This is a genomic window from Pseudomonas sp. LBUM1645 (assembly GCF_059716185.1).
The window spans coordinates 6,129,965-6,151,252 of the sequence record NZ_CP166811.1 but is presented as its reverse complement, the minus strand read 5'-3'; the positions used below and the strand labels follow the sequence as shown (position 1 = coordinate 6,151,252).

21 protein-coding genes, 4 tRNA genes and 1 pseudogene are annotated in these 21,288 nt (G+C 58.3%); 15 read left to right on the top strand and 11 right to left on the bottom strand.

Annotated elements, in window-relative coordinates:
- The first annotated feature begins 181 nt into the window (after positions 1–181).
- The 7 genes and pseudogenes from clpB (at position 182) to ACA079_RS27935 (ending at position 5,253) form a co-directional block, all read left to right on the top strand.
- Positions 182–2,746, top strand: a complete 2,565-nt coding sequence (gene clpB / locus ACA079_RS27965) for an ATP-dependent chaperone ClpB (protein ID WP_095130594.1) — start codon at positions 182–184, stop codon at positions 2,744–2,746.
- A gap of 297 nt (positions 2,747–3,043) precedes the next feature.
- A tRNA-Asn gene (locus ACA079_RS27960) sits at positions 3,044–3,119 on the top strand.
- Between the two features lie 9 nt (positions 3,120–3,128).
- Positions 3,129–3,205 (top strand) — tRNA-Pro (locus ACA079_RS27955).
- 5 nt (positions 3,206–3,210) lie between these two features.
- Positions 3,211–3,286 (top strand) — tRNA-Lys (locus ACA079_RS27950).
- 97 nt (positions 3,287–3,383) lie between these two features.
- Positions 3,384–3,460 (top strand) — tRNA-Pro (locus tag ACA079_RS27945).
- 167 nt (positions 3,461–3,627) lie between these two features.
- A pseudogene (locus tag ACA079_RS27940) lies at positions 3,628–4,398 on the top strand (MCP four helix bundle domain-containing protein); the annotation flags it as partial.
- Positions 4,390–5,253 (top strand): methyl-accepting chemotaxis protein, encoded by an 864-nt coding sequence (locus ACA079_RS27935; RefSeq protein WP_497704390.1) that lies wholly within the window; start codon positions 4,390–4,392, stop codon positions 5,251–5,253. The pseudogene ACA079_RS27940 and the gene ACA079_RS27935, both read left to right, overlap by 9 nt.
- 62 nt (positions 5,254–5,315) lie before the next feature.
- Here ACA079_RS27935 and ACA079_RS27930 read toward each other — a convergent pair whose 3' ends face one another.
- The 5 genes from ACA079_RS27930 to ACA079_RS27910 form a co-directional block, all read right to left on the bottom strand.
- On the bottom strand, positions 5,316–5,714 hold the full coding sequence (locus tag ACA079_RS27930) for an HvfA family oxazolone/thioamide-modified RiPP metallophore (protein ID WP_415765579.1): 399 nt from the start codon (positions 5,712–5,714) through the stop codon (positions 5,316–5,318).
- A 319-nt stretch (positions 5,715–6,033) separates the two neighbouring features.
- Complete coding sequence (locus tag ACA079_RS27925; protein WP_415759089.1) at positions 6,034–7,332, bottom strand: NAD(P)/FAD-dependent oxidoreductase; 1,299 nt, start codon at positions 7,330–7,332, stop codon at positions 6,034–6,036.
- A 60-nt stretch (positions 7,333–7,392) separates the two neighbouring features.
- Entirely contained in the window at positions 7,393–7,566 is a 174-nt protein-coding gene (locus ACA079_RS27920; protein WP_008154890.1) for a DUF3094 domain-containing protein, read from the bottom strand.
- 55 nt (positions 7,567–7,621) lie between these two features.
- Positions 7,622–8,149: an MOSC domain-containing protein gene (locus ACA079_RS27915; protein WP_497701662.1), complete on the bottom strand. Its 528-nt coding sequence runs from the start codon at positions 8,147–8,149 to the stop codon at positions 7,622–7,624.
- Positions 8,146–8,772, bottom strand: a complete 627-nt coding sequence (locus tag ACA079_RS27910) for a DUF1780 domain-containing protein (protein WP_008154887.1) — start codon at positions 8,770–8,772, stop codon at positions 8,146–8,148. Before ACA079_RS27910 ends, ACA079_RS27915 begins: the two co-directional genes overlap by 4 nt.
- A gap of 250 nt (positions 8,773–9,022) precedes the next feature.
- Here ACA079_RS27910 and ACA079_RS27905 point away from each other — a divergent pair, with 250 nt between their 5' ends.
- Genes ACA079_RS27905 through ACA079_RS27895 form a run of 3 tightly spaced genes read left to right on the top strand, consistent with a single transcriptional unit; the run spans position 9,023 to position 12,893 of the window.
- Entirely contained in the window at positions 9,023–10,390 is a 1,368-nt protein-coding gene (locus ACA079_RS27905) for an aromatic acid/H+ symport family MFS transporter (protein ID WP_497701661.1), read from the top strand.
- A complete protein-coding gene (locus tag ACA079_RS27900) occupies positions 10,387–11,604 on the top strand; it encodes a benzoate/H(+) symporter BenE family transporter (RefSeq protein ID WP_497701660.1) in 1,218 nt (405 codons plus the stop codon). The genes ACA079_RS27905 and ACA079_RS27900 overlap by 4 nt, the downstream gene beginning before the upstream one ends.
- Positions 11,605–11,624: 20 nt before the next feature.
- The gene (locus ACA079_RS27895) at positions 11,625–12,893 is read left to right on the top strand and encodes an OprD family porin (RefSeq protein ID WP_497701659.1); all 1,269 of its coding nucleotides are present in this window, start codon (positions 11,625–11,627) and stop codon (positions 12,891–12,893) included.
- A gap of 8 nt (positions 12,894–12,901) precedes the next feature.
- Here the strand turns inward: ACA079_RS27895 and ACA079_RS27890 are convergent, their stop codons facing one another.
- Entirely contained in the window at positions 12,902–13,144 is a 243-nt protein-coding gene (locus ACA079_RS27890) for a DUF2790 domain-containing protein (RefSeq protein WP_497701658.1), read from the bottom strand.
- Between the two features lie 121 nt (positions 13,145–13,265).
- Here ACA079_RS27890 and ACA079_RS27885 point away from each other — a divergent pair, with 121 nt between their 5' ends.
- From ACA079_RS27885 to ACA079_RS27875, 3 genes are all read left to right on the top strand, one after another.
- On the top strand, positions 13,266–14,198 hold the full coding sequence (locus tag ACA079_RS27885) for a LysR family transcriptional regulator (protein ID WP_497701657.1): 933 nt from the start codon (positions 13,266–13,268) through the stop codon (positions 14,196–14,198).
- Positions 14,199–14,274: 76 nt separating this feature from the next.
- Positions 14,275–14,964, top strand: a complete 690-nt coding sequence (locus tag ACA079_RS27880) for an energy-coupling factor ABC transporter permease (protein ID WP_497631634.1) — start codon at positions 14,275–14,277, stop codon at positions 14,962–14,964.
- Between the two features lie 63 nt (positions 14,965–15,027).
- Positions 15,028–15,243, top strand: coding sequence for a hypothetical protein (locus ACA079_RS27875; protein WP_497701656.1), 216 nt, complete (start codon positions 15,028–15,030; stop codon positions 15,241–15,243).
- A 3-nt stretch (positions 15,244–15,246) separates the two neighbouring features.
- Here the strand turns inward: ACA079_RS27875 and yacG are convergent, their stop codons facing one another.
- The 5 genes from yacG to pilB are packed head-to-tail and all read right to left on the bottom strand — an operon-like array spanning position 15,247 to position 19,858.
- Complete coding sequence (gene yacG / locus ACA079_RS27870) at positions 15,247–15,447, bottom strand: DNA gyrase inhibitor YacG (protein ID WP_309674605.1); 201 nt, start codon at positions 15,445–15,447, stop codon at positions 15,247–15,249.
- Positions 15,444–16,067 (bottom strand): dephospho-CoA kinase, encoded by a 624-nt coding sequence (gene coaE, locus ACA079_RS27865; RefSeq protein WP_497701655.1) that lies wholly within the window; start codon positions 16,065–16,067, stop codon positions 15,444–15,446. Before coaE ends, yacG begins: the two co-directional genes overlap by 4 nt.
- Positions 16,064–16,936, bottom strand: a complete 873-nt coding sequence (locus tag ACA079_RS27860; RefSeq protein WP_497701654.1) for a prepilin peptidase — start codon at positions 16,934–16,936, stop codon at positions 16,064–16,066. The genes coaE and ACA079_RS27860 overlap by 4 nt, the downstream gene beginning before the upstream one ends.
- Before the next feature lies 1 nt (position 16,937).
- Positions 16,938–18,155 (bottom strand): type II secretion system F family protein, encoded by a 1,218-nt coding sequence (locus tag ACA079_RS27855; RefSeq protein WP_497701653.1) that lies wholly within the window; start codon positions 18,153–18,155, stop codon positions 16,938–16,940.
- A gap of 2 nt (positions 18,156–18,157) precedes the next feature.
- Positions 18,158–19,858: a type IV-A pilus assembly ATPase PilB gene (gene pilB, locus ACA079_RS27850; RefSeq protein WP_497701652.1), complete on the bottom strand. Its 1,701-nt coding sequence runs from the start codon at positions 19,856–19,858 to the stop codon at positions 18,158–18,160.
- Between the two features lie 226 nt (positions 19,859–20,084).
- Between pilB and ACA079_RS27845 the strand changes: the two genes are divergently transcribed.
- Both ACA079_RS27845 and ACA079_RS27840 read left to right on the top strand, forming a co-directional pair.
- A complete protein-coding gene (locus tag ACA079_RS27845; RefSeq protein WP_497701651.1) occupies positions 20,085–20,495 on the top strand; it encodes a pilin in 411 nt (136 codons plus the stop codon).
- 317 nt (positions 20,496–20,812) lie between these two features.
- Positions 20,813–21,169 carry a BON domain-containing protein gene (locus ACA079_RS27840; RefSeq protein WP_497701650.1) on the top strand — a complete coding sequence of 119 codons (357 nt, stop codon included), beginning with the start codon at positions 20,813–20,815 and terminating at the stop codon, positions 21,167–21,169.
- Positions 21,170–21,288: the final 119 nt, after the last annotated feature.

The window sequence follows — 21,288 nt, the reverse complement described above, 5'->3', positions numbered from 1 at the left end:
AGCCACTCGTCAAAAGAGGAACGTATCCGTGAGACAGGGCACGAACGCTAGACTTCGCTGATCTGCATCAACTGTTTGACGCTTGAATCTTCCAGAATCGACCGCATCTATAACGGTATCTGGCAGGTTTCTTCATTCAGGATGTTTTATAGGTCCGGCCTGCTCAAAAGGAAGGTGACCCATGCGTATAGACCGTTTAACCAGCAAGTTGCAGTTAGCCTTGTCCGACGCCCAATCCTTGGCCGTTGGCCTCGATCATCCGGGCATTGAACCGGCGCACTTGATGCAAGCCATGCTTGAGCAGCAGGGTGGTTCGATCAAACCCCTGTTGATGCAGGTTGGCTTCGACGTCAACAGCCTGCGTAAAGAGCTGACCAAAGAGCTCGACCAACTACCGAAAATCCAGAATCCAACCGGCGACGTGAACATGTCGCAGGATTTGGCGCGCCTGCTCAACCAGGCCGATCGTCTGGCCCAGCAGAAGGGCGACCAGTTCATCTCCAGCGAGCTGGTGTTGCTCGCCGCCATGGACGAGAACAGCAAGCTCGGCAAATTGTTGCTCGGCCAGGGCGTCAGCAAGAAAGCCCTGGAAAACGCGATCAACAACCTGCGTGGTGGTGAGGCCGTCAATGACGCCAACCACGAAGAGTCGCGCCAGGCGCTGGATAAATACACCGTCGACCTGACCAAGCGTGCCGAAGAAGGCAAGCTCGATCCGGTAATCGGCCGTGACGACGAAATTCGTCGGACCATTCAGGTCCTGCAGCGCCGTACCAAGAATAACCCTGTGCTGATCGGTGAGCCTGGCGTGGGTAAAACCGCCATCGCCGAAGGCCTGGCCCAGCGGATCATCAACGGCGAAGTGCCAGATGGACTGAAAGGCAAGCGCCTGCTGTCCTTGGACATGGGGTCGCTGATTGCCGGTGCCAAGTACCGCGGTGAGTTCGAAGAGCGCCTCAAATCCCTGCTCAACGAACTGTCGAAGCAGGAAGGGCAGATCATTCTGTTTATCGACGAACTGCACACCATGGTCGGTGCCGGTAAAGGCGAAGGCTCGATGGACGCGGGCAACATGCTCAAGCCTGCGTTGGCCCGTGGTGAACTGCACTGCGTCGGTGCGACCACGCTCAACGAGTACCGCCAATATATAGAGAAGGATGCGGCCCTCGAACGGCGCTTCCAGAAAGTGCTGGTGGACGAGCCGAGCGAAGAAGACACCATCGCGATTCTGCGTGGCCTGAAAGAGCGCTACGAGGTTCACCATAAGGTGGCGATCACCGACGGCGCGATCATCGCCGCGGCCAAGCTCAGTCACCGCTACATTACCGATCGTCAGCTGCCGGACAAGGCCATCGACCTGATCGACGAAGCGGCTAGCCGCATCCGCATGGAGATCGACTCCAAGCCGGAAGTGCTCGATCGTCTGGAGCGCCGTCTGATTCAGCTGAAGGTGGAATCCCAGGCGCTGAAGAAAGAAAGCGACGAAGCCGCGATAAAACGTCTGGAAAAACTCCAGGAAGAAATCGTCCGCCTCGAACGTGAGTACTCGGACCTGGAGGAAATCTGGAACGCGGAAAAAGCCGAAGTCCAGGGTTCTGCGCAGATCCAGCAGAAAATCGAACAGTCCCGTCAGGAACTGGAAGCGGCCCGCCGCAAAGGCGACTTGAACCGCATGGCCGAGTTGCAGTACGGGATCATCCCGGACCTGGAGCGCAGCCTGCAAATGGTCGACCAGCACGGCAAAACTGAAAACCAGCTGCTGCGTAGCAAGGTGACCGAAGAAGAGATCGCTGAAGTCGTGTCCAAGTGGACCGGCATTCCGGTGTCGAAAATGCTCGAAGGCGAGCGCGACAAGCTGATGAAGATGGAAAGCCTGTTGCACCAACGTGTGATCGGTCAGGACGAAGCGGTGATTGCCGTTTCCAACGCCGTGCGGCGGTCCCGTGCCGGGTTGTCCGACCCGAATCGCCCGAGCGGCTCGTTCATGTTCCTCGGCCCTACCGGTGTCGGTAAAACCGAGCTGTGCAAGGCGCTGGCCGAGTTCCTCTTTGATACGGAAGAGGCGATGGTGCGGATCGACATGTCCGAATTCATGGAGAAACATTCCGTGGCTCGTCTGATCGGTGCGCCACCAGGCTACGTAGGCTATGAAGAGGGCGGTTACCTGACCGAGGCAGTGCGTCGCAAGCCTTATTCGGTGATCCTCCTGGACGAGGTCGAGAAGGCCCACCCGGACGTCTTCAACATCTTGCTGCAAGTGCTGGAAGATGGCCGACTCACCGACAGTCATGGCCGCACGGTGGATTTCAAAAATACCGTGATTGTCATGACCTCCAACCTCGGTTCGGTGCAGATCCAGGAATTGGTCGGTGATCGTGAGGCGCAGCGTGCGGCGGTGATGGACGCGATTTCCACGCACTTCCGGCCGGAGTTCATCAACCGGGTCGATGAAGTGGTGATCTTCGAGCCGTTGGCTCGGGATCAGATCGCTGGCATTACCGAGATCCAGCTGGGACGCCTGCGCAGTCGCCTGACCGAGCGCGAGCTGAAGCTTGATCTCAGCCCTGAGGCGATGGATAAGCTGATCGCGGTGGGTTACGACCCGGTTTACGGCGCACGGCCGCTCAAACGAGCGATCCAGCGCTGGATCGAGAACCCGCTGGCGCAGCTGATTCTGTCCGGTCGTTTCATGCCGGGCGATACCGCCAAGGGTGTCGTGGAGAACGACGAAATCGTATTCGTCTGATCCACGGCGGCAGCAAAATTGAAGAGGCCTCGCATCGCGAGGCCTTTTTTCGCCAGGCTATTGAACTGAAAGGAAAAGGCTTGTAAAGTGCGCCCCGCAGTAAGTCGCCCTGAAGGGTTCCAGCTCCCCAAGCAGGAATCTGAAATAAGTTGCAAATCATTAACTTGAAAGCAATTTAGGGGGTTGACAGAGGTGCTTAAGATTGTAGAATAGCGCGCCTCAGACACACGAACGCAGCGATGCGAACGGGTCGAAGAGGTGAAGCAAGCTTCACAGTTGTAAATTGAAATATGTAGTTCCGTGATAGCTCAGTCGGTAGAGCAAATGACTGTTAATCATTGGGTCCCAGGTTCGAGTCCTGGTCACGGAGCCAATTTCAAGCCGGGGTATAGCGCAGTCCGGTAGCGCGCCTGCTTTGGGAGCAGGATGTCAGGAGTTCGAATCCCCTTACCCCGACCATTTTTGGGTCGTTAGCTCAGTTGGTAGAGCAGTTGGCTTTTAACCAATTGGTCGTAGGTTCGAATCCCACACGACCCACCATTTTTGAAACCAGTTCACGCTGGGATCAGATCTTAAGATCAGAGGCCAAAAGCACTGATCGAAGAAGGCGACTTTTTAAAGGTCGCCTTTTTATTACCGGGGTATAGCGCAGTCCGGTAGCGCGCCTGCTTTGGGAGCAGGATGTCAGGAGTTCGAATCCCCTTACCCCGACCATATTAAAAATCCTCGTATCGAAAGATACGGGGATTTTTTTTGTCTTCGATTTTTTGTCTTCGAGAAATAACACTTCAGTCATCGTATAACTTGCCGATAACGAGGCGACGGGGTACTGCCGAAACAACACCCCTTATCCAAGCCACTACAAGAAAAGGGCGTTCGTTATGGTGCTTCGTCAGTTAAATATCGCTCCTCGGGCAGCTTTGGGGTTTGCCCTGATTGCCCTATTGGTCGCTTTGCTCGGGATTTTTGCCCTGGGGCAGATGTCGAGCATTCGCGACAGCGAGGTGGCGGTGGAGAAACAATGGCTGCCGAGTATTCGCGGTGGTGACGAGATCCGCGAAATCATGCTGCGCATCCGCACCATTTCCCTGCGCATGGCCCTGGATCACGACCCGAAGAACATCCCTGTCTACCGCGGCCAGATGGACACCCGCGACAAAGAGTTGAGCCAGAAGATTGCGGCTTATGATCAGTTGGTCAACACCGCAGAAGGCAAAGTCTTGTATGACCAGTTCAAAACCACCTTCGCGGCTTATCGCTCCGGCATTGCTCAATCGTTCTCCCTGGCCGAACAGGGTCGCCGTGACGAACTGACCAAACTGCTGCTGATCGACATGAAAACCGTGGTCGATGGTTCCGGCAAACAGCTGACTGACCTGGCGGATCTGTTCGCCAAACAAGTCGCCGCCGAGAGCCAGAAATCTGCAGCGCATTACGAAACATCGCGGATGATCGTCAGCCTGTTCATCGCATTGGCGGCGTTGGCCACCGTCGGTCTGGCGATGCTGCTGACCCGCAGCATCGTCAAGCCGTTGAACGAAGCGTTGAATGCCGCGGAAAACGTGGCACGAGGCGACCTGACGCGCCCCATCGAAACCCATGGCAACGATGAAGTGAGTCGCTTGCTCAAGGCGTTGGCGACCATGCAGCGCAACCTGCGTGAAACCTTGCAAGGTATCAGCGGCTCGGCGGCGCAATTGGCGACAGCGGCTGACGAATTGAATGCGGTCACCCTCGACAGCACGCAGAACCTGCAACAGCAGAACAACGAGATCGAACAAGCGGCGACGGCTGTCACCGAAATGACCACCGCGGTGGAGGAGGTCGCTCGCAACGCGGTGTCGACCTCCGATGCCACGCGCCAATCCAGTGAGTCCGCGCACGCCGGCCAGGAGCGGGTCAGCGAAACAGTCACGGCCATTGGCGCTCTTGCCAGCGATGTACAGATCACGGGCGGATTGGTGCAGTCCTTGGCCAACCAGTCTCAGGACATCGGCAAGGTTCTGGATGTGATTCGTGCAATTGCCGAGCAAACCAACTTGCTGGCCCTCAACGCTGCCATTGAAGCGGCGCGCGCCGGGGAAAGTGGTAGAGGTTTTGCGGTGGTTGCCGACGAAGTTCGCGCTTTGGCTTATCGCACGCAGCAATCGACTCAGGAAATCGAGCAAATGGTTCAGGGCATGCGCAACGGCTCAACTCAGGCGCTGGATTCCATGCAGGCCAGCTCAACCCGTGCGGCCAGCACATTGGCTCTGGCCGAGCGTGCAGGCGAAGCGTTGCAGACCATCACCGCGTCGGTGTATCAGATCCACGAGCGCAATCTGGTGATCGCCAGTGCCGCTGAAGAACAGGCGCAGGTGTCGCGGGAAGTGGATCGCAATCTGGTGAATATTCGTGACCTTTCGGTGCGATCTGCTGCCGGGGCGGATCAGACCAGCGCGTCCAGCCATGAGCTGTCTCAATTGGCCAATGCCTTGCAGGGCATGGTGCGGCGCTTCCAGCTTTAAATTTTCCAGACGCAAAAAAGCCGCGCTTCTCGACGGAAAAGCGCGGCTTGGTTTTCGGAAGCTTAGGCGCCGTCTTGGTCTTTCAAGTGCTCGAACAGGCCTTTTGGCATTTTCTTGCCATTGGCTTCGAAGTTGGCCTTCACGTTGTCGTAAGCCTCTTGCTCGTCGATAAAGCCGTCATGGTTGGTGTCGATCTTGTCGAAATTGGACTTCGGCGCGACTTTCTGGAATTCGGCACGGGAGACCTTGCCGTCGCCATCTGTGTCGGTTTTTGCCATCGACGCATCGCCACATTTGCCTTCGCCACATTTACCTTCGGGGGTCTTCACCACCTGTTCGGCCGAGGCCAGCAGGTAACCCTGAGTCAGAGGTTGCGAGGCGAACACAGCACCGGACAACATCATGCCACCGGCCAAAACAGCGCCGAGCAAACCGATAGTGTTTTTGGTGGTACGGGACATTTCAATACTCCTGGGTTGCACGACACAACCGTTCGATAAAGGACGCCACGTAAGTGCGGCGATAACCGTAGCTGGCGAGGAGCCTTGCTCGGGTGTGGCCATTTAGCGGGCGTGGTGTATCGCTACTGTGTCGCGCAAGGGGGGAGTTTGTAAGCGAAGGGGTGAAACGGCGGGAGAGATACAGTGAGACACAGATCTGCAAGGCACTGAATAACAAATGTGGGAGCGAGCTTGCTCGCGATGACGGCTTAACATTCAACAGATGCGCTGAATGTCAGACCGCTATCGCGAGCAAGCTCGCTCCCACAGTGGATGTGTGTCAGTGAAGTTTGAGTCGCGGTTCAGTCCCGCGCCCGATCTTGCTGCCCAACATCAGCATCGCCGTACGAAACGCGCCATACAGCGCCATCTGGTGCATGCGATACAACGACACGTAAAACATCCGCGCCAGCCAGCCTTCAAGCATCACGCTGCCGGTGAGGTTGCCCATCAAGTTACCCACAGCCGAAAAACGCGACAGTGAGATCAGCGAGCCGTAGTCGGTGTATTTGTACGCAGGCAAAGGTTTGCCTTCGATCCGCAGTTTCAGCGATTTGGCCAGCAACGAAGCTTGCTGATGCGCAGCCTGGGCGCGTGGCGGCACATTGCGATCGGTGCCCGGCTGCGGGCAGGCCGCGCAGTCACCGAAGGCGAAGATGTTCTCGTCGCGGGTGGTTTGCAGGGTCGGCAGTACTTGCAGCTGATTGATCCGGTTGGTTTCCAGACCATCGATGTCCTTGAGGAAACCCGGCGCACGAATCCCAGCCGCCCAGACTTTCAGGCTGGCGTTGATGACTTTGCCATCGGCGGTAATCAGGCTGTCGGCCGTCACTTCACTGACCGCAGCATTGGTCATGACGTTGACCCCGAGTTTCTCCAGGGTTTTATGCACAGGCCCGCCGATACGTTCCGGCAAGGCGGGCAGCACCCGTGGCCCGGCTTCGATCAGGGTGATGTGCATGTTTTCCGGTTTGATCCGGTCAAGCCCATAGGCGGCCAATTCATGCGCGGCGTTGTGCAATTCGGCGGCCAGTTCGACCCCGGTGGCACCGGCACCCACGATGGCGACGCTGATCTGCTCGACCTTGTCGGTCTGCCCGGCATGGGCGCGCAGGTAGTGGTTGAGCAATTGCTGGTGGAAGCGCTCGGCCTGTTTGCGGGTGTCGAGGAACAGGCAGTGTTGCGCCGCGCCCTGAGTCCCGAAATCGTTGGTGGTGCTGCCGACCGAGATCACCAGCGAGTCGTAACCCACTTCGCGCGCCGGGACCAGTTCAATACCGGCTTCGTCGTAGGTGGCGGCCAGCTGGATTTTCTTCTGTGCGCGATCAAGCCCGCTCATGCGCCCCAGCTGGAACTCGAAGTGGTTCCATTTCGCCTGGGCAACATAGTTGAGTTCATCTTCGGAAGAGTTCAGGGAACCTGCCGCCACTTCGTGCAACAGCGGTTTCCAGATGTGGGTCAGGTTCGCGTCGACCAGCATTACACTGGCCGTGCCGCGCTTGCCCAGAGTCTTACCCAGACGGGTAGCCAACTCCAGACCGCCGGCGCCGCCGCCAACGATGACAATACGATGAGTCATGGGGATATCTCGCAAGGCTAAAAGAAATCGGTGCAATTACCCGAGCGAGCGCGATGCAGCTCATAGCGTCAGGTAACTGATAAGTCGGCTCAACAGGCCTAAACCAATGGTCACTGCCAACACCACCACCAGGAGCATCCACGGCCGGAAGGGCCGGCGCTCGACTTGGTGCTGGGACAGTTGCAGGTACTCTTCGACATGCTTTTGGTCGTCGGGGTTCAGGCGGCTGGTCATATTGGGCCTCGTCAGGGGTAGACGTTGCTGAATGTGTAGAAGCTACAAGCAGGTTTTACCCTACGTTGAACGGAGCATAGCCGCTGGCAGGAATGGGCTCGACGCTCACCGTATCGTCCAGGCGAATGATTCCACTTTGTAACACTCGGGCCGTGATTCCGCCATGTCCGCGAACGGCCTGAAAGGTCCCGGGGCCGAGGTTGTTCTCGAGGCGGGCGCAGGGTTGGCACCAGCCGGTGGTTTCGAAAATCGCCTGGCCAATCCTGAAGCGCCGACCCTTGAGACTGAAGAGATTGATGCCGCTGACGACGATGTTGCGTCGTAAGTCCTGCGCTAACACCGGTTGATCCGCCGGGCGGCCCATCAGCGAGTTGATCACCGCCAGATGCTCCCATTGCATCAGCGTTACTTGCCGTGCGTTGCGCGCGCCGGGACGCGCGTGATCACCGGTCAAACCGGCTTCAAGCCGCGCCTCCACTGCATCGAGTTCGATCATTTGAGAACGTGACTGCGGCCGCACGCCGATCCAGCGAACGCGACCCGTTTGCGGCACTTCGGCAATCAGTTCCTGCAATGGACTCACAGGCTGATCCCGACGTCGAAAACAATGCTGCGACCCAGGTTGCTGCGCAGGAAATCCGGCGCATCCGGGTGCGCGAACAGCACACGGGCGAAGGTTGGGCCGACCAGTGACAACGAGCGCCAGCCCTGGCGCAGGTATTCGGTCGGCGGCGGGAAATGGCTATTGAGGTCCAGCACTTCGCGCTTGAGGCTGGCGAAGGCGATGATGTCCAGTTCGCCCAGGTCCATGCCGCGTTCTTTGTAGTTGTGGGCTTTTTTGCGCAAGGTCGGCGCCAGTCTCAGCAAAAACTCATTGGCCGGGATGCGCCGGGGCTTGGCCTCGCGGCGCACCAGTGAACTCAGAGAAAATGCGCTGCGCCGGCGTTGCAGCTCGTCACGCCATTCGTCGTTGAGGCGTCGGCCTTCATCGAGCACGAAAAACACTTCGAAACTGGCGTCACGAAACAGCACGTCCGGCGGCTCTCCGGCCGGGGCGAATTCGTCGGCGCGATAGGGAATGTTCAGGCCTTGCAGCAGGCGCTGACAGACCCAACGCTCACGCTCCCATTTGCGGGCATTGGACAGGAACGCGTTGGCTTGCTCGGCCGCGATGGTCAGCAGGCGTAAATAATCTGAGTCATCCATAAGCCCAAGCTTAGCGTTCAAATGCGATCGCAAAGAAGACAGTTTATCGGAGAGGGTCAGATCTACCGGATCTGCGGCCCGCCATGCCCGCAACAATCCACATCCCGCGCCCGGTTCAGGGCATTGCACAAAACGGATAGCGATCTGCGCAAAGCGGATATTGCCCCGCGCCTGGCGCCTCTACCCTCGGCTGTACGGACGTTAGCCGTGTTACCGACGCTCTTAAAAATAACAACAAGAGAAAAATGCCATGCGCAAGATCGACGTACATGAGGTTATCGACAACGCACGATTCAACCGCTTCCACTGGATGGTGCTGTTCTGGTGTGCCCTGATCATCATTTTCGACGGTTACGATTTGGTGATCTACGGCGTGGTACTGCCGATGCTGATGAAAGAGTGGGGGCTCAGTCCCCTGCAAGCGGGCGCACTGGGCAGTTATGCACTGTTCGGGATGATGTTCGGCGCGCTGTTTTTCGGCCCGCTGTCCGACAAGATCGGCCGAAAAAAAGCCATCACGATCTGCGTGATGCTCTTCAGCGGTTTTACCGTGCTCAATGGTTTTGCCCGCAACCCCACCGAGTTTGGCCTCTGCCGGTTCATTGCCGGGCTTGGCATTGGCGGTGTGATGCCCAACGTCGTGGCGCTGATGAACGAGTACGCGCCGAAGAAAATCCGCAGCACGCTGGTGGCGATCATGTTCAGCGGCTACTCGGTGGGCGGCATGCTCTCGGCGGGGCTCGGTATCGTGCTGATCCCGAGTTTTGGCTGGCAATCGGTGTTTTACGTGGCGGTGCTGCCGTTGCTGTTGTTGCCGTTGATCATGTACTTCCTGCCCGAGTCGGTGGGTTTCATGCTGCGTCAGGGACGCAATGAAGAGGCGCGCAACGTTCTGGAACGGATTGATCCGGCTTACGTCGCGCAAACCAGCGATCAGCTGCACATGAGCGAAGTGAAGGGCACCGGCACCCCGGTGTTGCAACTGTTTCGCGAAGGTCGTGCGCTGCGCACACTGATGTTGTGGCTGGCGTTTTTCTGCTGCTTGCTGATGGTCTACGCCTTGAGTTCCTGGCTGCCGAAACTAATGGCCAACGCCGGTTACAGTCTGGGGTCGAGTCTGTCGTTCCTGCTGGTGCTCAACTTCGGTGCCATTTTCGGCGCGGTCGGCGGCGGTGTACTAGGGGACAAACTCAACCTGCCGCGGGTGTTGGCGGTGTTCTTCGCCGTGGCTGCGGTGTCGATCACCTTGCTGGGCTTCAACAGCCCGATGCCGCTGTTGTACTTGCTGATCGCGATTGCCGGCGCCACCACCATCGGCTCGCAGATTCTGTTGTACGCCTGCGCCGCGCAGTTCTACTCCATGACCATTCGCTCCACCGGTTTGGGTTGGGCGTCGGGCATCGGGCGCAACGGTGCCATCGTCGGACCGCTGCTGGGTGGTGCCTTGCTCGGGATCAGCCTGCCGCTGCAACTGAACTTCATGGCCTTTGCCTTGCCCGGTGCGATGGCCGCGATTGCCATGACCGTGTTCGCCATCAGCAGTCGGCGCAGTGCTAAACAAGCGCTGTCGGGCCTGCGTCATGGTTCGCTCGACGGGTCTGTTGGCGACGTTTCATGAGAGCGTTAGTCCGGGACTTTTCCCTGTCTGCGGCAGTCGCCGGATTTATCGCCACGGTGATTTCCTACGCAGGCCCTTTGGTGATCATCTTCCAGGCCGCCGAGACCGCGCACCTCTCGCGGGAAGTGCTGTCATCGTGGGTCTGGGCGATTTCCATCGGCAGCGCCGTGCTCGGCATCGGTCTGAGCCTGCGTTACCGCGTCCCGGTGATCATCGCATGGTCGGCGCCGGGTTCAGCGTTGCTAGTGGCGCTGTTGCCGGGGATCTCTATGCCGGAAGCGGTAGGCGCGTATCTGGTCAGCAGCCTGATTATCTTTCTGGTCGGGGTCTCGGGGGCGTTTGACCGGATCATCAGTAAACTGCCCGCGGCGATTGCGGCAGCGATGCTGGCGGGGATTCTGTTCAGCTTCGGCACCGGATTATTCGTCTCGTTGCAGGGTAAGCCGCTGCTGGTGCTGGCGATGTTCGTCACGTACCTGATCTGCAAACGGCTGATGCCGCGGTATGCGGTGTTGATGGTGCTGCTGGTGGGCTGCTCGATGGCTTTTCTCGCCGGTGATTTGCACATCGAGGCGTTGGTGATCGGATTGGCCACGCCGGTGTGGATCACGCCCGCGTTCAGCCTGAGCGCGACCCTGAATATCGCCTTGCCGCTGGTGATGGTGGCGCTGACCGGTCAGTTTGTTCCCGGCATGGCGGTGCTGCGCGCCAGCGGTTACGCAACACCGGCCGGCCCGATCATCGCCAGCAGTGCGGTGGGCACGGCGCTGTTGGCGCCGTTCGGTTGCCATGGGCTGAATCTGGCAGCCATCACCGCGGCGATTTGTACCGGGCGCGAGGCCCATGAAGATCCCGGCAAACGCTATGTGGCCGGGGTTGTGGGCGGGCTGTGTTACCTGGTGCTGGGGATCTTCGGCGCCACCCTGGTTTCACTGTTTTCGGCGTTCCCCAAAGAACTGATCGCAGCCCTGGCCGGGCTGGCGCTGTTCGCCGCGATTGCCGGGGCGTTGGCCGGCGCAATGGCCGTGCCGAGTGATCGCGAAGCCGCGTTAGTGACTTTTCTGACCACCGCGTCGGGCATGTCGTTGTTGGGTTTGTCCGCTGCCTTTTGGGGGCTGATTTTCGGCATGGTCACCCACGTGTTGTTAAACGCCCGTCGTCCCGTTCCCCGCAGCGAATCCTCTGCGGCTGAAGCACTTCAACCTGTCGATTAATAAAAATAAGAGAAAAAACGATGAAACAGATTCTTCCAACAACCGGTTCAGTGTTGTCCATGGCTGTCGTCTCGAGTTTCTCCGCCGGTGCGATGGCGGCCGAGGGCGGGTTCATCGAAGACACCACGGCCACCTTGCAAGCACGCAATTACTATTTCAGTCGGGACTTCTCCGACATCGTCGGGGCCAACCAACAATCGAAGGCTGAAGAGTGGGCGCAGGGCTTCATCCTCAACGTCAAATCCGGTTATACCCAAGGCCCCGTCGGTTTTGGTGTGGATGTCATTGGCCTGCTCGGCCTCAAACTCGACAGCAGCCCGGACCGGGTCAATACCGGTTTGCTTCCGGTGCAGGATGACGGGCGCGCGGCGAATGATTACAGCCGACTGGAAGGCGCGTTGAAGATGCGTTTCTCCAAAACCGAACTGAAGGTGGGCGAACTGCAACCCAATTTGCCAGTGCTGGCCTTCAGCGATATCCGTTTGCTACCGCCCAGCTACCAGGGCGCGAGCATCAGCTCGAACGAGATCAATGGCCTGACCTTACAAGGTGGTCACTTGAACTCGACCAGCCTGCGCAACGAGGCTGGCGACGAAAAGATGCAAGCCATGCTCGGCCACGTACCGCAGCGTCAGATCAGCAGCGATGGCTTCAACTTTGCCGGCGCCGATTACGCTTTCAACGATAAACGCAGCTCGGTCAGCGCCTGGTTTGGGCAACTGGAAGATATCTACAACCAACGTTTTCTCGGCCTCAAGCACAGCGAACCACTCGGTAACTGGATCCTGGGTGCCAACCTTGGTTATTACGATTCGCGCGAAGACGGCAAAAAACTGCTGGGCAACATCGACAACCAGGCGTTCTTCTCCTTGCTGTCAGCAAAGCGTGGCGGCCACACATTCTATGTCGGCTATCAGGGCATGTTCGGCGACAGCGCCTTCCCGCGAGTGTTTGCCAACATCAGCCCACTGGGTAACGAGGTGCCGACCTACGAGTTCGCCTTCACCGATGAGCGCTCCTGGCAGGCGCGTTACGACTACGATTTCGCCGCCCTCGGCGTGCCGGGGCTGACCAGCACTGTGCGCTACATCACCGGCAACAATGTCGATACCGGCAAAGGGTTCGAGGGCAAGGACCGCGAACGCGATCTGGATATCGGCTATGTGCTGCAGAGCGGCAGCCTCAAAGGCCTCGGGATTCGCGTGCGCAACGCGATGGCCCGCTCCAACTACCGCAGTGATATCGACGAAAACCGTTTGATCCTCAGCTACACATGGACGCTGCTATGAGGTGCAGATCACAGGCTGCTAACGCAGTTACCCATCACCTGATACGTCACGCGATGAGTCTGGCCCTGATGATCGATGTAGACCATGGTGGCTGGTACGACGTCGCAGGCGGTGGCGGTGTCTGTCACTGAAACCACTTCGGCGATGTCCAGCGGCTGTGCCGGGTTGTACGAGTTAGCGGCGGGCTCGTTGCCGGCGGCCATGGCCGAGGTGGCGACAACGGTCAGAAACAGGCTGATCAGGGTTTTCATTTTTCCGTGCTCCGTGTTGATTCCGATACCTGAATTCTAGTCTTTGCCTGCGACCGATAAAGGGGCCGGCGCCTGATGCAGCCTTACATGAAACGTAACAGTCACCGCCCCTGGAGGGCTTATGGATCTGCTCAATAACTTGCGGGTGTTCGTCCGCGTGGTGGACTGCGCAAGTTTTACCGCCGCCGCCGATGCGCTGGACCTGTCGACCGCGCAAGTGTCGCGACTGGTGGCGGATCTGGAGCAGCATGTGCAAGCACGCTTGCTGCAACGCACCACGCGGCGATTGAGCCTGACCGAGGCCGGTGAACGCTTTTTGGTGCGCAGTCGGCAAATACTCGAAGAAATGGAGGTGGCAACGGCAGAAGCCCGCGGCGCTCATCTCAAACCGAGTGGACGGCTGCGGGTTCACAGCATGAATGGCCTGGGCGTGCTGATCACGCCATTGATCGCCCGTTACAGTGAGCTTTACCCCGATGTGGTGTTCGAGCTGACGCTGTCGCAGCGCAATCCCGATCCACTGGAGGACGGGCACGATGTGGTGATTTCGATTGCCCATGAACTGGCCGATTCGCAATTGGTCGCCCAGTCCATCGGGCAGATTTACAGCGTACCCTGCGCCTCCCCTGAGTACCTGCAACGGCATGGCGTGCCGCGCACACCGATGGCGCTGAACGATCATCAGTGCCTGCGTATGCTCGACCCTTTGTACAGCGATGAATGGGTGTTCCGGGACGAAGAGGGCGAGCATGCCGTCAGCCCGGCGAGGACCTTTCAATGCAACGTCGCCGAGTCGATGGTCAAGGCGTCGGAGGCCGGCATGGGGATCAGCCTGATTCCGTTCTACACCGCGACGCGCCCCTTGAGCGATGGCACCTTGTTGCGCTTGCTGCCGGCCTGGCGCCCTCGTGAGCGCAATGTGTATGCGGTGTACCCGTCGCGGCGTTTTCTCGATGCCAAGGTCAGGACCTGGGTGGACTTTCTCAAGGCCGAATTACCCAAGTTATTCGCTGAACACGAGGCGGTAATGAACGATCCACGGCATTGGGCCTGAAGTCGAAGAGCGGTCGAGGGGCGGTGTAGACTGAGGACCTGTTCTCTTTCGGCAAGACAAAGGAGTGTGCCCAGCCATGATCGGCGCCGAGTTACTGTCACCTGAAACCCTCACGGCAGGGTGGTTGATCTATGTGCCGGTGCTGATCTGGGCCGTTGCGCGAGCATCGTGGGTCGAACTGTTCAGCGACAGTCGCCGCCAGCATCTGTTGTTCGGCACGGTGTTCGCGCTGTTCATGCTCTGGCTGGTGCGACAAGACTTCGACACCGGCGTGTCCTACCACTTTATCGGCATGACCGCGGTGACCCTGTTGCTCGACTGGCCGCTGGCGATTGTCGGCGGGTTGGTCGCGCAAGCGGGACTCGTGCTGCTCGGGCGGCAGGATCTGGCGGCGATGGGGGTCAACGGCGCGCTGCTGATTCTGCTGCCGGTGCTGGTCACCGAGTGCTGCGCGATCCTGGTGGAGCGAGCGCAACCGCGTAATCCCTTTGTGTATATCTTCGTGTCCGGTTTTTTTGCAGCAGCGCTGTCGGCGTTGCTGTGCCTGCTGCTGGCGCTGTGGTTGCTGTGGTTCGACGAACGTTTCGCCATGCCGTATTGGCTGGAAGATTTTGTCGGTTATCTGTGGCTGCTGATTTTTCCGGAAGCGTTCATCAACGGCATGGTGGTCAGCGCGCTGGTGGTGTTTTGCCCCGAGTGGCTGGAGACGTTCAATCGCACGCGCTACCTTTCGGCACCCTGGAAAGACGACGATCCCAAATCTTGATCCACATCAAAGGCAAAAATCGCTCATGAATCCATGCTCTGGAAAACCTTCAGGAGCATCGAAATGAGTGTCTACGAATGGGCAAGGCAAGAGTTGCGTCAGAGTCTGGATGGGGCGCAGGAAGTGGGTTTTGATCCGGGATTGAGCCTGCGCGCCATGCTCAGTGCAGTGGTGCAACAGAGCAAGGCAGTGCGCAGCGCCGAAGACCTGGCCGATGAGTTGCGTTTTCTTGCGGAAAACCTCGATGACAGCCAGGACTACGGTTTTATGCGGCCTTGAAGATCAGTGACGCGGCTCGAAGTCTTCGCTGAACAGGTCGTCTTCGGCATCCGGGCTGACCGGAATCTTGTGTTCTTCCGAGGCCCAGGCGCCCAGGTCAATCAGCTTGCAACGGTCCGAACAAAAAGGCCGGAAGGTGCTTTCTGGGCTCCATTCAACAGGGGCGCCGCAGGTTGGGCATTCGACGGTTGGGGTTTGGCTCATGACTGGCCTCCACGCAAAGTAAGGTAAAAGTGATGCAGTCGTTCGACCTCGCTGTGCAGCCAGGCGAGGTCGCGGTCGTTGACCACCACATCGTCGGCGTGGCTCACGCGGTCCTGTCGGCTGGACTGGGCCTTGAGGATCGCCTGGACCTGTTGCTCGCTGGTCTGGTCACGCTGCAGGGTGCGCTCGATCTGTAGTTGTTCCGGGGCATCGATCACCAGAACCCGTTGGGTCATGGCGTACTGCCCGGACTCGATCAGCAGCGGCGAAACCAGAATCGCGTAAGGCGATTGTGCCTTGGCCAGATGATCGGCGATTTCCTTGGCGATCAGCGGATGCAGCAACGCTTCGAGCCAGCGGCGTTCCTCTGGCACTTCGAAGATCAGTTTGCGCAACGCCGCGCGATCCAGCTGCCCGTCTGCTTGTAATACGCCGGGACCGAAGTGTTCGGCGATCCTGGCCAGCGTCGGGCGACCCGGTTCTACCACCCAGCGCGCTGCGTGATCGGCGTCCACCACGTGCACGCCCAGGTCGATGAAGTGCTGGGCAGCCGCGCTTTTGCCGCTGCCGATGCCGCCGGTCAGACCGAGAATCCAGGGTTTTTCCACAGGGGTATTCATTTCAAACCGACAAACTGCCAATAGAAGTCGGTTATTTGACCACCCCAGAGCAAGGCAATCCAGCCGGCAATTGCCAGAAAGGGTCCGAAGGGGATTGGCGTGGAGGTTTTCGCGTTGCGCAAGCGCAGCAAAATCACGCCGACAACGGCGCCCACCATCGACGATAACAGGATGGTCAGCGGCAAGATCTGCCAGCCACCCCAGGCGCCGAACATCGCTAACAACTTGAAATCACCGTGGCCCATGCCGTCCTTGCCGGTGATCAGCTTGAACAGCCAGAACACTGACCACAGCGCCATATAGCCGGCCACCGCGCCCCACAATGCGTCATGCAGGGACACGAAGAGCCCGAAGCTGTTGACGATCAGCCCCAGCCATATCAACGGCAGCACCAGCACATCCGGCAGCAGTTGGTGCTCGGCGTCGATCAGGCTCATGGTCAGCAACCCCCAGCTCAGGAGCAGCACCATGCAGGCCTGCCAGCCGAAACCGAAATGCCAGGCGATAAAAGCCGAGAGCAGACCGCAGGCCAGTTCGGTCAGCGGGTAGCGTTTGCTGATGGCTGCCGTGCAGTTCGAGCATCGACCCCGTAAGAACAGATAACTGAGCAGCGGAATATTTTCCCAGGCGCGGATTCGATGGCCGCAATGTGGGCACTGGGAATGGGGCAGCATCAGGTTGAAGGTCGGCAGCGGTGTTTCGCCTGGCAAGCCCAACACTTCACGAGCCTCCTCACGCCATTCGCGGTCAAGCATTTTTGGCAGGCGCCAGACCACCACGTTGAGAAAGCTGCCAATCAGCAGGCCGACCAACATGGCTGCGATTACGAAGGTCAACGGGTGGAGGGTCAGAATGTCGTTCAAGGGCATGTCAGATCGCTGAACCGAGTTGGAAGATGGGCAGGTACATCGCAACCACCAGGCCACCGACGATAACACCCAGCACCACCATGATGAACGGTTCCATCAGGCTGGTGAGGTTATCGACCATGTTGTCCACTTCGTCCTCGTAGAAGCTCGCGACTTTGTCGAGCATGTCGTCCAGCGCGCCGGACTCTTCGCCAATGGCTGTCATCTGAATCGCCATGCTGGGAAAGATGCCGGAGGTGCGCATGGAAAAATTCAACTGCATACCGGTGGATACGTCCTGCTTGATACGCAGCACCGCACGCTTGAACACGATGTTGCCGGTAGCGCCGGCCACCGAATCCAGGGCTTCCACCAGCGGCACCCCGGCGGCGAAGGTGGTCGACAGCGTGCGGGCGTAACGGGCCACGGCGGACTTGTACATCAGCGTGCCAATCAGCGGCAGTTTCAGCAGCCAGGTGTCCATTCGGTCCCGGAAGGCTTGCGACGTTTTAAAGGCGTGGCGCACGCCGAAGATCACCGCGATCAGTACGCCGAGCAACATCCACCACCACGTCTGCATGAACGCCGACAAGCCAATGACCATCACCGTGAAAGCCGGCAATTCGGCGCCGAACCCTTTGAATACCGATTCGAACTGCGGCACCACCTTGATCAGCAAAATCCCGGACACAATTATCGCAATGAACACCACCGCCAGGGGGTAGGTCATGGCTTTCTTGATCTTGGCCTTGAGGCTTTCGCTCTTTTCCTTATAGGTCGCCACTCTCTCCAGCAGGGTATCGAGGGCGCCGGCCTGTTCGCCGGCATCGACCAGGTTGCAGTAGAGCTCATCGAAGTACTGGGGCTTTTTGCGCAGGGACGCGGCGAAGCTGTTACCCGCTGCGACTTCCTGTTTTACCTCGTCTATCAGTGTGCGCATGGCCGGGTTATCGAAGCCTTCACCGATGATGTCGAAGGACTGCAACAGCGGTACGCCGGCTTTCATCATGGTCGCCATCTGCCGGGTGAACAGGGCAATGTCCTGGGCCTTGATGCGCTTGCCCATGTTGAAAATCGAGGTGGACTTCTTGCGTACCTTGCCGGGGGTGATGCCCTGTTTGCGCAACTGGGCCTTGATCAACGCCGGGTTCTGGCCGCTCAACTCACCCGTCACTTTGGTGCCTTTGCGGTCTGTGCCTTCCCAAGCGTAGACGCTGATTTTTGCTGCTTTGACCGCCATATTCAGTCCTTGGTAACCCGGTTGATTTCTTCAAGGCTGGTGATGCCTTGCATGGCCTTGAGCAGGCCCGACGTACGCAGGTCGTTGAAACCGTCTTTACGCATCTGGATGTCGATTTCCAGTGAGTTGCCTTCGGCCATGATCAGCCGTTGCAGGTCCGGGGTGTTCTTCACCACTTCATAAATCCCTACTCGCCCTTTGTAACCGTTGTTGCAGTGATCGCAACCGACAGGCTCATAGATCGTGAATGAGCCGATGCGTTCCTCGGGGAAGCCTTCCTTGAGTAGCGCCTCCCGGGGAATCTCGATGGGTTTCTTGCAATGGCTGCATAGCTTGCGCGCCAGGCGCTGGGCGATGATCAGGCTAACCGAGGTAGCAATGTTGAACCCCTGGATGCCCATGTTGTGCAGGCGTGTCAGGGTTTCGGCGGCGCTGTTGGTGTGCAGGGTCGACAGCACCAGGTGACCGGTCTGGGCGGCTTTGATGGCGATTTCGGCGGTTTCGAGGTCGCGGATCTCGCCGACCATGATCACGTCCGGGTCCTGTCGCAGAAATGAGCGCAGCGCCTGGGCGAAGTCCATTCCCTGTTTGGGATTGACGTTGACCTGGTTGATACCTTCCATGTTGATCTCCACCGGGTCTTCAGCGGTGGAGATGTTGATGTCTACGGTGTTCAGTATGTTCAGCCCGGTGTAGAGCGACACAGTCTTGCCCGAGCCGGTCGGCCCGGTCACCAGAATCATCCCCTGCGGCTGCTTGAGGGCGGCCATGTACAGTTCTTTCTGGTCGGGCTCATAGCCGAGGGCGTCGATGCCCATTTGAGCGCTGGACGGGTCGAGGATCCGGATCACCACTTTCTCGCCCCATAGGGTCGGTAGGGTGTTGACCCGGAAGTCTATGGATTTGCTCTTGGACAGGCGCATCTTGATCCGTCCGTCCTGGGGCCGGCGCCGTTCGGAGATGTCGAGGCTGGCCATGACTTTCAGCCGTGCGGCGATGCGATTGGCCAGTTGAATCGGTGGTTTGGCGACTTCACGCAAAATACCGTCAGTGCGCATCCGCACGCGGTAGGTTTTTTCGTAGGGCTCGAAATGCAGGTCGGAAGAGCCACTTTTGATCGCGTCCAGCAACATCTTGTGAACGAAGCGCACCACAGGTGCGTCGTCGGCATCCTGGCCGGCGATGGCGTCCTGCTTGTTGTCATCGATCGACTCGATGTCCACGCCATCGAGGTCAACGTCGGCCATGTCTTCCAGGCCGGTGCCGTGGGTATCGAAGAACTTTTCGATGGCGTCGCTGAGCTTGTCGTCCTCCACCAGGATGGCTTCGGTATTCAGGCCGGTGCTGAACTGGATGTCATTGATGGCTTGATGATTGGTCGGATCGGAAACGCCCACGAACAGTTTGTTGCCGCGTCGCCAGAGGGGCAGGGCGTGGTGCTGGCGGATCAGTTTCTCGCTGACCAGGCCCTTGGGCTGGGTCTCCTTTTCCAGGCAGTTGAGGTCGAGCAAGGCCATGCCGAAGTGTTCTGACGCGATCTCGGCGACCTGGCGGCTTTTCACCAGTTTGTTCTGAACCAGGTAACTGACCAAGGGGATTCGATTGCGTTGGGCTTGCTGATACGCCTGTTGCGCGCTTTTGTCAGTGAGCAGTTCGGCCAGGACCAATTGCTTGGCCAGACCGCTAAGGGCGATGTCATTCATTGGGATTCCAAGCGCAGACAGTTCATGACTTATAGCCTAGTCAAGCGGAGGAACCAAACCAGCTCTGCTCAGGTGACAAAAAGTGTCAGATAGTGCGGATCCTGGGGGTAGGAAACGGCTATATGTTGGCTTCGTGCCCCTATATCAGTCGGGCGAAGGGCATGGCATGGACTGTGCTGTGGCTAGTTCAGATCATGAGATTTCGACTCATGCATGGAGCTTGTCTATGAGTACTCAAAAAGGTTTTACCCTGATCGAACTGTTGATCGTGGTGGCGATCATCGGGATTCTGGCGACGGTTGCGCTGCCGCAGTATTCGAAGTATCAATCGCGGGCGAAGGTCACCGCCGGTCTTGCTGAAATATCGGCACTAAAGGTCCCCTACGAAGACGTTATTAATTCAGGCACCGTCCCCACACTCGCTCTGCTCGGCGTTAGCGGGACTACAGGCAATTGCACGATTACGGTGGCGGGCACCAACGCTACTGGTGTGGGCAGTATTGGCTGCACGATCCTCAATGCAAACGCTCAGGTGGCCGGCCTGGCCATCACGCTTTCGCGCGCGCTGGACGGTGGCTGGACTTGCAAATCGACGGTACCCAAAGAGTACGCGCCTAACGGTTGCCCTGGCGTCTGATCCAACTCCACGTCTGTCCCATGCCCCGCGTTTGACGACGCGGGGCATTTTTTTTGTTCGCCGTTCGGGGAAAATGGAGTAATTGAGAAAACTTCCAAAAATTCATGGCCTTAGGCCTGCGGCAAAACCCGCAACTTGCATGTCGATAATTTCCAAGTCATGCAATTTGCATGATTCCGAAAATCAGGTGTTTTTGTAAACTATTGATTTATATGTATTTATTGACTGTTTCAAAGTTGGCACAGCGTTCGCAATATCTCCAGTAACCCTGCTGACAAGACACGCAGCAGACTTTATGAAAAACAGGAGTTACTCGTATGAAGAAGTTCGCTATCGCTGCCGCTACTGCTACCGCGCTGACCCTGACCCTGGCCAACGCTGCATTTGCACAGACCACCCAAGCTACCCAGGCTCCGATGACTCTGGCAGCGGGTGAAGTCACCAAAGCCAAAGAAACTACTTCCGATACCTGGATCACCACTAAAGTCAAAGCCGACCTGGTGACCGAAAAAGGCATTCCTGGTACCGACATCAAAGTTGAAACCAACAAAGGTGTAGTGTCTCTGTCGTCCACCGTTGCAGTGACCGAAGCTCAGAAAACCACCGCGGTGGCTATCGCCAAGAAAATCAAAGGCGTCCAGGCGGTCTCCGCTGACGGCCTGAAAGCCGAGTAAGGCAAGACTTCTCGCCTGGACTGGGAGAAGGCGCGACAGGCGGGCCGAGCTATACGTCTGCCGCATCTGGAGAGTTCATGCGAAGGCCATAAGGATGTGGCCATTACAGGCCCCGGCAT

Coding starts and splice junctions, on each gene's coding strand:
- clpB (WP_095130594.1), top strand. CDS start 182: ATGCGTATAGACCGTTTAACCAGCAAGTTGCAGTTAGCCTTGTCCGAC.
- ACA079_RS27935 (WP_497704390.1), top strand. CDS start 4,390: ATGCAGCGCAACCTGCGTGAAACCTTGCAAGGTATCAGCGGCTCGGCG.
- ACA079_RS27930 (WP_415765579.1), bottom strand. CDS start 5,714: ATGTCCCGTACCACCAAAAACACTATCGGTTTGCTCGGCGCTGTTTTG.
- ACA079_RS27925 (WP_415759089.1), bottom strand. CDS start 7,332: ATGACTCATCGTATTGTCATCGTTGGCGGCGGCGCCGGCGGTCTGGAG.
- ACA079_RS27920 (WP_008154890.1), bottom strand. CDS start 7,566: ATGACCAGCCGCCTGAACCCCGACGACCAAAAGCATGTCGAAGAGTAC.
- ACA079_RS27910 (WP_008154887.1), bottom strand. CDS start 8,772: ATGGATGACTCAGATTATTTACGCCTGCTGACCATCGCGGCCGAGCAA.
- ACA079_RS27905 (WP_497701661.1), top strand. CDS start 9,023: ATGCGCAAGATCGACGTACATGAGGTTATCGACAACGCACGATTCAAC.
- ACA079_RS27900 (WP_497701660.1), top strand. CDS start 10,387: ATGAGAGCGTTAGTCCGGGACTTTTCCCTGTCTGCGGCAGTCGCCGGA.
- ACA079_RS27895 (WP_497701659.1), top strand. CDS start 11,625: ATGAAACAGATTCTTCCAACAACCGGTTCAGTGTTGTCCATGGCTGTC.
- ACA079_RS27890 (WP_497701658.1), bottom strand. CDS start 13,144: ATGAAAACCCTGATCAGCCTGTTTCTGACCGTTGTCGCCACCTCGGCC.
- ACA079_RS27885 (WP_497701657.1), top strand. CDS start 13,266: ATGGATCTGCTCAATAACTTGCGGGTGTTCGTCCGCGTGGTGGACTGC.
- ACA079_RS27880 (WP_497631634.1), top strand. CDS start 14,275: ATGATCGGCGCCGAGTTACTGTCACCTGAAACCCTCACGGCAGGGTGG.
- ACA079_RS27875 (WP_497701656.1), top strand. CDS start 15,028: ATGAGTGTCTACGAATGGGCAAGGCAAGAGTTGCGTCAGAGTCTGGAT.
- yacG (WP_309674605.1), bottom strand. CDS start 15,447: ATGAGCCAAACCCCAACCGTCGAATGCCCAACCTGCGGCGCCCCTGTT.
- coaE (WP_497701655.1), bottom strand. CDS start 16,067: ATGAATACCCCTGTGGAAAAACCCTGGATTCTCGGTCTGACCGGCGGC.
- ACA079_RS27860 (WP_497701654.1), bottom strand. CDS start 16,936: ATGCCCTTGAACGACATTCTGACCCTCCACCCGTTGACCTTCGTAATC.
- ACA079_RS27855 (WP_497701653.1), bottom strand. CDS start 18,155: ATGGCGGTCAAAGCAGCAAAAATCAGCGTCTACGCTTGGGAAGGCACA.
- pilB (WP_497701652.1), bottom strand. CDS start 19,858: ATGAATGACATCGCCCTTAGCGGTCTGGCCAAGCAATTGGTCCTGGCC.
- ACA079_RS27845 (WP_497701651.1), top strand. CDS start 20,085: ATGAGTACTCAAAAAGGTTTTACCCTGATCGAACTGTTGATCGTGGTG.
- ACA079_RS27840 (WP_497701650.1), top strand. CDS start 20,813: ATGAAGAAGTTCGCTATCGCTGCCGCTACTGCTACCGCGCTGACCCTG.